This window comes from Delftia sp. ZNC0008, assembly GCF_000799035.1.
Taxonomy (GTDB): Bacteria; Pseudomonadota; Gammaproteobacteria; order Burkholderiales; family Burkholderiaceae_C; genus Comamonas; species Comamonas tsuruhatensis.
Map to the genome: position 1 here is coordinate 1 of NZ_JTKZ01000249.1, position 8,708 is coordinate 8,708.

10 protein-coding genes are annotated in these 8,708 nt (G+C 63.3%); 6 read left to right on the forward strand and 4 right to left on the reverse strand.

The annotated features are described in order from the left end of the window. Nucleotides 1-1,838, forward strand: a 1,838-nt coding sequence (locus tag L995_RS08170; protein WP_047470883.1) for a TonB-dependent receptor domain-containing protein, incomplete at its 5' end; no start/stop codon positions are given. Nucleotides 1,839-1,842: 4 nt separating this feature from the next. Further along, complete coding sequence (locus L995_RS08175) at nt 1,843-2,781, forward strand: ABC transporter substrate-binding protein (RefSeq protein ID WP_047470870.1); 939 nt, start codon at nt 1,843-1,845, stop codon at nt 2,779-2,781. Nucleotides 2,782-2,813: 32 nt separating this feature from the next. Here L995_RS08175 and L995_RS08180 read toward each other — a convergent pair whose 3' ends face one another. Beyond that, on the reverse strand, nt 2,814-3,134 hold the full coding sequence (locus tag L995_RS08180; RefSeq protein ID WP_012205554.1) for a heavy metal-binding domain-containing protein: 321 nt from the start codon (nt 3,132-3,134) through the stop codon (nt 2,814-2,816). A 326-nt stretch (nt 3,135-3,460) separates the two neighbouring features. Here L995_RS08180 and L995_RS34260 point away from each other — a divergent pair, with 326 nt between their 5' ends. The 4 genes from L995_RS34260 to L995_RS08210 all read left to right on the forward strand — a co-directional run bounded on the left by L995_RS34260 (nt 3,461) and on the right by L995_RS08210 (nt 6,555). Beyond that, nucleotides 3,461-3,931, forward strand: a complete 471-nt coding sequence (locus L995_RS34260; protein WP_231574385.1) for a hypothetical protein — start codon at nt 3,461-3,463, stop codon at nt 3,929-3,931. Nucleotides 3,932-4,143: 212 nt separating this feature from the next. Continuing rightward, entirely contained in the window at nt 4,144-5,079 is a 936-nt protein-coding gene (locus L995_RS31370) for a GIY-YIG nuclease family protein (protein WP_052195773.1), read from the forward strand. Nucleotides 5,080-5,445: 366 nt separating this feature from the next. Beyond that, nucleotides 5,446-5,955, forward strand: coding sequence for a hypothetical protein (locus L995_RS08205; RefSeq protein WP_047470874.1), 510 nt, complete (start codon nt 5,446-5,448; stop codon nt 5,953-5,955). Between the two features lie 258 nt (nt 5,956-6,213). After that, complete coding sequence (locus L995_RS08210; RefSeq protein ID WP_047470876.1) at nt 6,214-6,555, forward strand: H-NS histone family protein; 342 nt, start codon at nt 6,214-6,216, stop codon at nt 6,553-6,555. Between the two features lie 212 nt (nt 6,556-6,767). Here L995_RS08210 and L995_RS08215 read toward each other — a convergent pair whose 3' ends face one another. From L995_RS08215 to L995_RS08225, 3 genes are all read right to left on the reverse strand, one after another. After that, complete coding sequence (locus L995_RS08215) at nt 6,768-7,136, reverse strand: antibiotic biosynthesis monooxygenase family protein (RefSeq protein WP_012205544.1); 369 nt, start codon at nt 7,134-7,136, stop codon at nt 6,768-6,770. A gap of 93 nt (nt 7,137-7,229) precedes the next feature. After that, a complete protein-coding gene (locus tag L995_RS08220) occupies nt 7,230-7,934 on the reverse strand; it encodes a glutamine amidotransferase (RefSeq protein ID WP_047470878.1) in 705 nt (234 codons plus the stop codon). A 51-nt stretch (nt 7,935-7,985) separates the two neighbouring features. Beyond that, nucleotides 7,986-8,708 (reverse strand): 2Fe-2S iron-sulfur cluster-binding protein (locus tag L995_RS08225; protein ID WP_047470881.1); only part of this gene is annotated, 723 nt, incomplete at its 5' end.

The window sequence follows — 8,708 nt, forward strand, 5'->3', positions numbered from 1 at the left end:
CCGCGTCGGCTTTCTCCGCACCTCGGATGTCCGCCCTGGCCCTGGCCTCGCTGCTGGCCTGCCAGGCCCAGGCGCAAACCCAGTCCTCGCAGCTGGACACCGTGGTCGTCACCGCCTCGCGCAGCGAGCAGCCGCTGCGCACGGTCACGGCCGACATGACCGTGATCGATGCCGAGACCATTGCCCGCAGTGGCGCCACCGGCGTGGCCGACCTGCTGGTGCAGGTGCCGGGCGTGCAGATCAACCGCAATGGCGGGCCGGGCCAGGTCACCTCGGTCTACCTGCGCGGCACCAGCAACCAGCACACGGCCGTGTTCGTCGACGGCGTGCGCTACAGCTCGCAGGAGCTGCAGGGCGGAGCGGTCTGGTCCACCCTGCCGCTGGCGCAGATCGAGCGCATCGAAGTGCTGCGCGGCCCGGCCGCAGCCATCTATGGCTCAGACGCCATGGGCGGCGTGATCCAGATCTTCACCAAGCGGGCTGACGGCCAGACCCGCGCCTATGCCGAGGCCGGCATAGGCAACCAGGGCACCAGCAAGCTGGCCACAGGATTCCAGGGCGGAGCCAACGGCTTCACCTATGGCCTGAACCTGGCGGACGAGCGCAGCGACGGCTTCGACGTCTACCCCGGCAACACCTTCTCGCCCAACCCGGACAAGGATGGCTACAGCAACACCTCGCTGGGCCTGAACGCGGGCTACAAAACGGGCATCCACCAGATCGACGCCAGCCTGCTGCACAGCCGCCTGCGCACCCACTACGACCAGAGCCCGCCGCCGTTCGACGACTACGACGTGGTCAAGAACACCACCGGCAGCCTGCGCTGGCAGGCCGGCTGGAACGCCATGTACAAAAGCGTGGTCCAGATCTCCCATACCGACAGCCAAAGCGACCGCCACACCCAGTCGCCCGAAAGCGCCAAGGGCCGCTCCACCAACTACCTGCTGCAGAACCTGTTCACGCTGGGCCAGCACCGTTTCAACATCGACCTGGAGCGCCGCGAGGACAAGCTGGACACGCAATACGCCTGGACGCAGAACACCGACAGCCGGCGCGTGCAGAACTCCCTGTCGGCCGGCTGGCGCCTGACCGAGGGCCGCCACCAGTTCGACGCCAACCTGCGCCACGACCAGGTGCGCGACCAGCAGAACAAGACCACGGGCGGCCTGGGCTACGGCCTGCAGATCGACCAGCGCTGGCGCTGGGTGGCATCGGCCGGCACGGCCTTCAGAACCCCCACGCTGTACGAACGCTTCACGGGCCAGGCGGCGGCCGACCTCAAGCCCGAAAGCAGCACCAACGTGGAAACCGGCCTGCACTATGCGGCCGGTGCCAACCGCCTCTCGGCCGTGGTCTACCGCAACAAGTTCAAGAACCTCATCACCTACGACTGGAACAGCGCCCTTCCCTGCAACTGCTACCGCAACTGGCAAAGCGTGGAGATCACCGGCCTGACGCTGTCGGGCGGCACGCGCCTGGGCAGCACCAACCTGGGCGCCTCGCTGGACCTCATGAACCCCGAGAACCTGGAGACCGGCAAGCTTTTGCCCTACCGCTCCAAGCGCATGCTCAAGCTCAATGCCGACACCCAGGCAGCCGGCTGGACGCTGGGCGGCGAAGCGCAGCTGTACAGCGGCCGCTACGCCGACGAGGCGAACACCTTCAAGCTGGGCGGATACGGCGTGGTCAATCTCTACGCCCAGCGCCAGCTGACCAGGCAGTGGACGCTGCTGGCACGCGTCAACAACATCGCTGACCGCGACTACGCCCCCACGCGCGGCTATGCGAACGCCGGCCGAACGGTCTTCGTCACCGTGCGCTGGACACCTCTGCCCTGACCCCATGCACCTGCTTCTGCGCCCGTCCCGCCTTCTGCTGCTGATCGCCGCCCTGGCCTGCGCGGGCGGCGCCAGCAACGCCGTCGCGCAAAAGGCGGTGGATGTGCCCCAGGGGAGCACACCCGCGCCCTACACCGTCACCGACATGCGCGGCCGTGAGGTGCGGCTGGCGCGCGTACCGCAGCGCATCGTCTCCCTGCTGCCCTCGCTGACCGAATCGCTGTGCGCGCTGGACGCCTGCGAGCGCATCGTGGGCGTGGACGAGTTCTCCAACCACCCGGCGCGCGTGGCCGCGCTGCCCAAGCTGGGCCACACCTTTGCCCCGCTGGTCGAAGCCACCGTGCGGCTCAAGCCCGACGTGGTGCTGATGGCGTATTCCGCACCCGTCATCGCGCAGCTGGAGCGCTTCGGCATTCCGGTGCTGGCACTGGACGCCAACGACATGGCGCAGCTGGAGCAGGTGCTGCACAAGCTCGACCAGCTGCTGCACGTGCAGCGCGCCAACGCCCTGCTGGCGCGCATGCAGGCCGAGGTGGACCAGCAGGCCAAGGCGCTGGCTGCGCACGCGCCCGCAGGACAGAAGGTGTATTTCGAAGTGGACGCCACGCCTTATGCGGCGGGGCCGGACTCCTTCATAGGCCAGCTGCTGCAGCGCCTGGGCGCGCGCAACGTGCTGCCGCCCAACCTAGGGCCCTTTCCGCGCATCACGCCTGAATACGTGCTGCGCCAGCAGCCCGAACTCATCATCCACACGCCGCAGACGCCATCGGCCAGCTTTGCCACCCGCCCCGGCTGGAGCCGCATGCCCGCCGTGCGCTCCGGCCGCATCTGCGCGCTGGACCTGGTCGAGACGGACGTGGTCTCCCGCCCCGGCCCGCGCCTGGGCGAGGCCGCGCGGGCGCTGGGCCGCTGCCTGGAGATGCCAGGCGCAGCGCCGCGTTGACTTCCTCGGCCCAAATTGACCAACGGCCCTGCCTACTCCAGCACCACCGCCGTGCCGCTGGCAGACACCATCAACATGCCGTTGCCCTGGCCCAGCACCTCGTAATCCAGGTCCACCCCCACCACGGCATTCGCGCCCAGTTCCTGGGCGCGTTCCTCCAGCTCCTTGAGCGCAATCTCGCGCGCCCGCTGCAGCTCGCGCTCATACGTGGCCGAGCGCCCACCCACGATGTCGCGCAGCCCGGCGAACAAGTCCTTGAACACATTGGCGCCCAAAATTGCCTCGCCCGCGACCACGCCGCAGTAGCGGGTGATGCGGCGGCCTTCGATCTGGGGAGTGGTGGTGATGATCATGAGAAATCCTCGGTGAGTGACGGAGATAAGCCTTGAGCGCCAAGCCGGCCGGCGATCGGTTCAAGGAAGAACTGAACCAGGGCAGTCTGCCATAGGCCTGGGGTATCATCTCGCGCAAAGTGCTGAACACACTTCTTGCTAGCCGGTAAGCCGCTCCCGAAAGCAGTGTTGGAAAAATGCTTGGAGGCCTTATGGCTATTTTCTTTGCGGGCGTTTCAAAGCCCTTCCCCATCTCAATTTCCACTGCGCCACAGCTCTCTGATCTGTACATCGCTTCTTACCCTTTCTCCGCGCCCGGCTCCAAGCCATTTCGCTAAGGAGTCGCCATGTTGTACTTTCAGATGTCGGAAGATGAGTTCAACCAACTGAACCGTGTGCGAGAACAATGGGGACTCATCTCCAGCTTGTTGATTGGCGCTTACCCCAGCAATCCCATGGAGGTTGTCGATTCCAATGAGCTGCTTGCCTTTATCAATGCGCAGATTGAGGCGATGGAGGCAGTTGTGGGGGCGATAAGGCAAAGGGGCGTGATGAAACAGCTGACTGAGGAGAAAATCCTTGCGAAAGCCGTATATGAGATCCGGCTTCTTCTGGGCGGATATCTGGGAAGCAACGTGGACGCAGATCCGAGCGTACGGATCGCAGCACACCTGGCCTATGCCCTGCACAGCGACGCATCGGCCGTGCTGGAAGGAAATGGCTTCAGCATCGACGAAGCGCTGAAGCGGGTAGCGGCCGTGGACCCTCTTCTAGGAGTCGAGGTGGGCAGCGAATTCGTTCGCAGCTTGAAAGCTTAGGGCTGCTTCGCCAGGCCGGTGCAACGCGGGATATTCCATCTGGCGTGATTGCTGCAAGCGTGGCGTGCGGTGCCCGGCAGTGCAGGCGATCACGGAGAAGGACAGGACGCGCTGTCGAGCATGAGCAATATATGACTGCACATGGCTTCGCCCTGAGAGGCCAGCCGTGCTATTTTGCCCAGCATCGCCATCGCCCCAGATCAGCTCCAGCCATGAACCTCCCTGCCACTCAGCTTTACCAACTGCTTGCCTTCCATTCGCTTGACCCTGCCGCCCAACAGGTCACGCTCATGCGCCACACGGCAGGAGACTATCCGGTACAACGCTATGTGGGCACACGCGCTCTGACGCTCTATCAGTCTCGTCAAGACCACAAGCATCCAGTCGGCTCGTTGGTGATTGGCTTCTTTGGGCACCGGCCAGGCCATGCGTTGCTGCTCGGTATCTGGCGGGTGAAGGAGGTCATGCCTGCAATGCAGGCCATTGATGCAGGACGCTTGCAAGGAAGTTTCGATCTGCATGACGAGCGAGCAGGCCACTGGTATCACGAGCTGGACGAAATCGATGTGATGGCGGATCTGCGGCTCAAACTGGAGATCCGTTGGGGCGAGCCCGCCGTGAGCTGGCGCCGGGTCCTTCGCCAGGAGAACAACTATCCCATTGCGCTAACCTCCGAGCCTCCGGTGCCCTTCAGGGCCCTGAGCAGCACCAGCCTGATCATGGCGGAACTGAGGCTTGCAATGCAGGATGTGGCTTGGCAGCAGGCACTTGGCAATGTCTGCGGCATCTATCTGATAACGGATGAATTCACAGGCCAGCAGTATGTTGGCTCTGCCAGCGGCGCTTGTGGCGTTTGGCAGCGTTGGCGTGACTATGCCAGCACCGGGCATGGCGACAACCTGGAGTTGAGCCGGCGACTTCATGAAGCACCGGGTTGTGACAGCGAGTTCCGATTCACCTTGCTGGAGGCGCTGCCTCTTGGCATAGAAAAGTCGGCGGCGGAAGCCCGGGAGAACTATTGGAAGGTCGCGTTAGGCAGTCGCCGATTCGGGATGAACCGCAACGGGGCGATGCACGGAGCCGCTTTTCTGACATCTGACAACAATGCTGTTGCCAGCCACAAGCAGACGAGCAAGGGGAATACATGAAAAGGCTTGAGATCCTGCGGTTTTCCTACTGCTTGCTCTTTTGGATCGCAGGGACCCTCTTTCTACTTGCGCTAAAGCTATTTTTTGAAGATGGCAGCGGACACAGTGGACTCAGTCTCATGGCCCTGCCTGTATTTATGGCGGCAATACTGATGGCATCGCTTGGGTTTCTGCTTCGATTTTGCAAGCGCCTCACATGGCTCATACATTGAAATTTGCCAAATCAAAATAGATAAATCCGTTGCCTCCAATTGCGAAATTCCATTGCAACTCACGAGATGACGAGGAATCCGATGTGACATTGGACGGCGACCGCGCAATTGCGATTGCATTTAAAATCACTCCATATTCAAAACAGATTGACTCATGAACGAAATAAAGGCACTACAGAAGCTGAGTTTCCTGGTCCGCTGTGGGGCGGCGTCCTGGACCAGCTACGTGGATTGGGGCATCGATCGTCTCAAAAGAGACGAGGAGGAAGATGATCTGGATGTAGTCATGCTTGCTGCGGCAACGCGTGAGGAGGAGGCCGTTCCCCTGACGATGACAATCATTGAACGCTATCTTGGATCGGTGACTGATGGACTGGTGTCGGGAAAAATCCTGGTGGAGATGTTCGATGCGCTGAATACCGGCGCCGAGACAGCCATATCACTGGAGCCAATAATCTGGCGCCTTTATTATGATTTCGGCCAGGCCCAATGGCTTTTCCAATTGGCACGCAACTGCGAATATGCCACCGACATACCCGCATTCGAAAAGCCTTTTTTGGATGAATTCCGATATATCACCGACCTTTGGAGGAACGTTGAGTCCGAAGAAGATTTCAAGAAATCCTACAACCCCGCCATTTCTCGCCTGCATGATGTGCCCTGACACCAAAAGAATTCATCAGCGGTTCTGGCGGCCTAGTGATGCGGGACGTTCCACCTGACGTGATCGCTGAGGCCGTTCCGCACGGTGCGCGCGATCACGGATGAGGACAAGACCGGCTTTCTTGCCCAGGCCTGCGGTCACCCGGCTCGGCAGCACCCTCAGGCGGGCTGTCGTCCTTTCATCAGCCTGCATGATCCGGACACCAGGCATGGCTGCCCGAACAGCCCCATAATCTGGCTTCAAAATTTTCGCCTCCCTATGACACAGTCCCTCAAAGAACTCCTTGCGGCCAAGGCCGCGCTGGACATGGAAATTGCCAAGGCACGCACCTCGGCGGCCGAAGCTGCCCTGTCCAAGGTCCAGAAGCTGGTGACCGATTTCGGATTCACCCAGCAGCAAGTGTTCCCCTACATCCCAGCAAAAACCAGCGCACCGGCGAAGTATCGCGATCCGTCTACAGGAGCAACGTGGACAGGTCGCGGCAAGCCTCCGAACTGGATCAAGGACCAGGATCGCGACGACTTCCTCATCGAACGCAAACCCGAGGCGGCCCAAGGCCCGTTCCTCGCCGAAATGGCGGCAGCAGCAGCTCGCAACTGAAAGCGCTGCACAAGGCGGCACGCAGGATGCCGTGCGGTGCGGTGTAGTTCCGATGCGAAGGATCTGTGCCTTCCGAAAAAAAGCCCTCTGAGCATTCAGCGGGCTTTTTTTCCGGCCTGGTGCCGGCAGCGTAGTCACTGCCGGCATCTTTCGATGGCGTGCATCGCGCTCCGGTAGAGGTACCAGCCGGGCCTTTGCGGCACCGCCAGCCCTCAGGCGTGGCTGACGGGGCAGCTGCCTGCCTTGCCCATGATGCTGTCCGCGGGCGCCTGCGCGCGGTCATTCAGGCCATAGTCGCGCAGCACCTGGGTGACGCGCACGCGGTAGTCCTTGAAGATCTTGTCGCGGCCGGCGCGCTGGGCGCTGAGGTGGGCTTCCACGTTGCGCCACTGGACAACGGCTTCCTCGTCGCGCCAGGTGGTGACGGACATGACTTTCTCGGGGTTGAGCGTGCTCTGGAAGCATTCCACGGAGATGAACCCCTCCATGGGCTTGAGCATGGGGGTGAGCTTGTTGACCAGGTCCACATAGGTCTGGTTCTGGCCGGGCAAGGCCTGCAGTTCGAACAGTACGACAACCATCTTCAACTCTCCTTTTTTCGGGAACAGAGATTCCGGCGCCGCGCAGCGCGGCTCCGGCGTGTGGGAAATGGGTGAATGGGCGGCGCCGCAGGTTCAGCGGCTGCGCTCCAGGTGGGTCAGCCAGGCGGCCAGCACATCGCGCGCGGCCAGGGTCAGCAGGCCGCCGTATTTCTGGGCATCGGCGCGCAGCGTGCGCGGGTCCACCTGGGCCACGCCCAGTTCGCAGGCATGGCCGACCAGCCAGCGCTCCAGCCGGGCCGCGTCGGCCTCCAGATGGAATTGCAGGCCCAGCACCTGCGTGCCGACGGCAAAGGCCTGGTTGGCACCGATGGCGGTGCCGGCCAGGTGCACGGCGCCTTCGGGAATGTCGAACTGGTCGCCATGCCAATGGAGCACGGGGACGCCGTCCAGTTTGGCGAGGGGCGAGGCCAGGCCCGCATCGGTAAGCGTGAGCGGAGAAAAGCCGATTTCCTTGACGCCCAGCGGGTAGACCCTGGCGCCCAGCGCTCGCGCAATGAGCTGCGCGCCCAGGCAGATGCCCAGCAGCGGCTTGCCGCTGTCCAGCCAGCGGCGCACGGCCGCCAGCTCCTGGGCGACGAAGGGATAAAGCGCCTCGTCATAGGCACCTATGGGGCCGCCCAGCACGACGAGAAGGTCGGCACGGCCCAGGTCCAGGGTGTCAAGCTCGCCGATGCTGGGATCGACGTACTGCACTTCGTAGCCGCGGCTGGCGAACTCGGCATGCAGGGTGCCCAGGTCTTCGAAGTGGATGTGGCGCAGCGCGATGGCTTTTTTCATGGGAGGAACTCAGGTGGATACAGGAGGGTGGCTTGGAACGTGCGGAGCCCGTCAGGCGCCGGGCTTGAGATCGACGTGGATATGGCCTGCCGAGGGGAAGGTGCAGCAGGCCAAGGCATAGCCGGCTTCCTTTTCCCTGTCGCTGAGGCAAAAGTCCGCCTCCAGCCGTGAACTGCCTCCCGTGATGCGGATGCGGCAGCTGCCGCAGATGCCGGCCCGGCACTGGCTGCGGATGGCAATGCCCACGCCTTCCAGGATCTCCAGCAGGCTTTTGCCGGACGCGGCTTCGACAACCTGCCCGCTGTGCGCGATCTGCAGCTGGCATGCCTGCGCGGTCTCGCCTGGCTGGGCGGTGGATGCGGCAGGCGGCGTGAAGGCCTCGATATGCTGTATGGCACCGGGAAAGCAGGCCCGCGCATGCTCGCGAAAGGTCTGCGCAAAGGCGTGGCCGCCACAGATGACGACGGCCTGGGGCTGGCCCAGCGCCAGCAGGGACTGCTGCGAGGGGCGGCCCGGCACGAAGGGGCCGTGGGCGGCAATGTCTTCACGCGTGATGTGGATACGCAGGTCGAACCAGGAGGCCGTTTCGCACAGCTGCTGCAGCTCCTGCAGGAAAGGAATGTCGGCCATGCGCGCAAAGCACAGCAGCAGCGTGGTGCGGGGCACGCGCCGGCCCTGCTGGCGCAGCCGGTCCAGTTCGCGCAGCAGCGCCAGCGGCAAGGTCAGGCCGATGCCGCCGGCCAGCATGACCAGGGAGTCCAGGCCCAGCACCAG

What these genes read in the sequence shown, in the direction of transcription:
- L995_RS08205 (WP_047470874.1), top strand. Translation starts at nt 5,446, where the DNA reads ATGAACGAAATAAAGGCACTACAGAAGCTGAGTTTCCTGGTCCGCTGT.
- L995_RS08210 (WP_047470876.1), top strand. Translation starts at nt 6,214, where the DNA reads ATGACACAGTCCCTCAAAGAACTCCTTGCGGCCAAGGCCGCGCTGGAC.
- L995_RS08180 (WP_012205554.1), bottom strand. Translation starts at nt 3,134, where the DNA reads ATGATCATCACCACCACTCCCCAGATCGAAGGCCGCCGCATCACCCGC.
- L995_RS08175 (WP_047470870.1), top strand. Translation starts at nt 1,843, where the DNA reads ATGCACCTGCTTCTGCGCCCGTCCCGCCTTCTGCTGCTGATCGCCGCC.
- L995_RS34260 (WP_231574385.1), top strand. Translation starts at nt 3,461, where the DNA reads ATGTTGTACTTTCAGATGTCGGAAGATGAGTTCAACCAACTGAACCGT.
- L995_RS31370 (WP_052195773.1), top strand. Translation starts at nt 4,144, where the DNA reads ATGAACCTCCCTGCCACTCAGCTTTACCAACTGCTTGCCTTCCATTCG.
- L995_RS08215 (WP_012205544.1), bottom strand. Translation starts at nt 7,136, where the DNA reads ATGGTTGTCGTACTGTTCGAACTGCAGGCCTTGCCCGGCCAGAACCAG.
- L995_RS08220 (WP_047470878.1), bottom strand. Translation starts at nt 7,934, where the DNA reads ATGAAAAAAGCCATCGCGCTGCGCCACATCCACTTCGAAGACCTGGGC.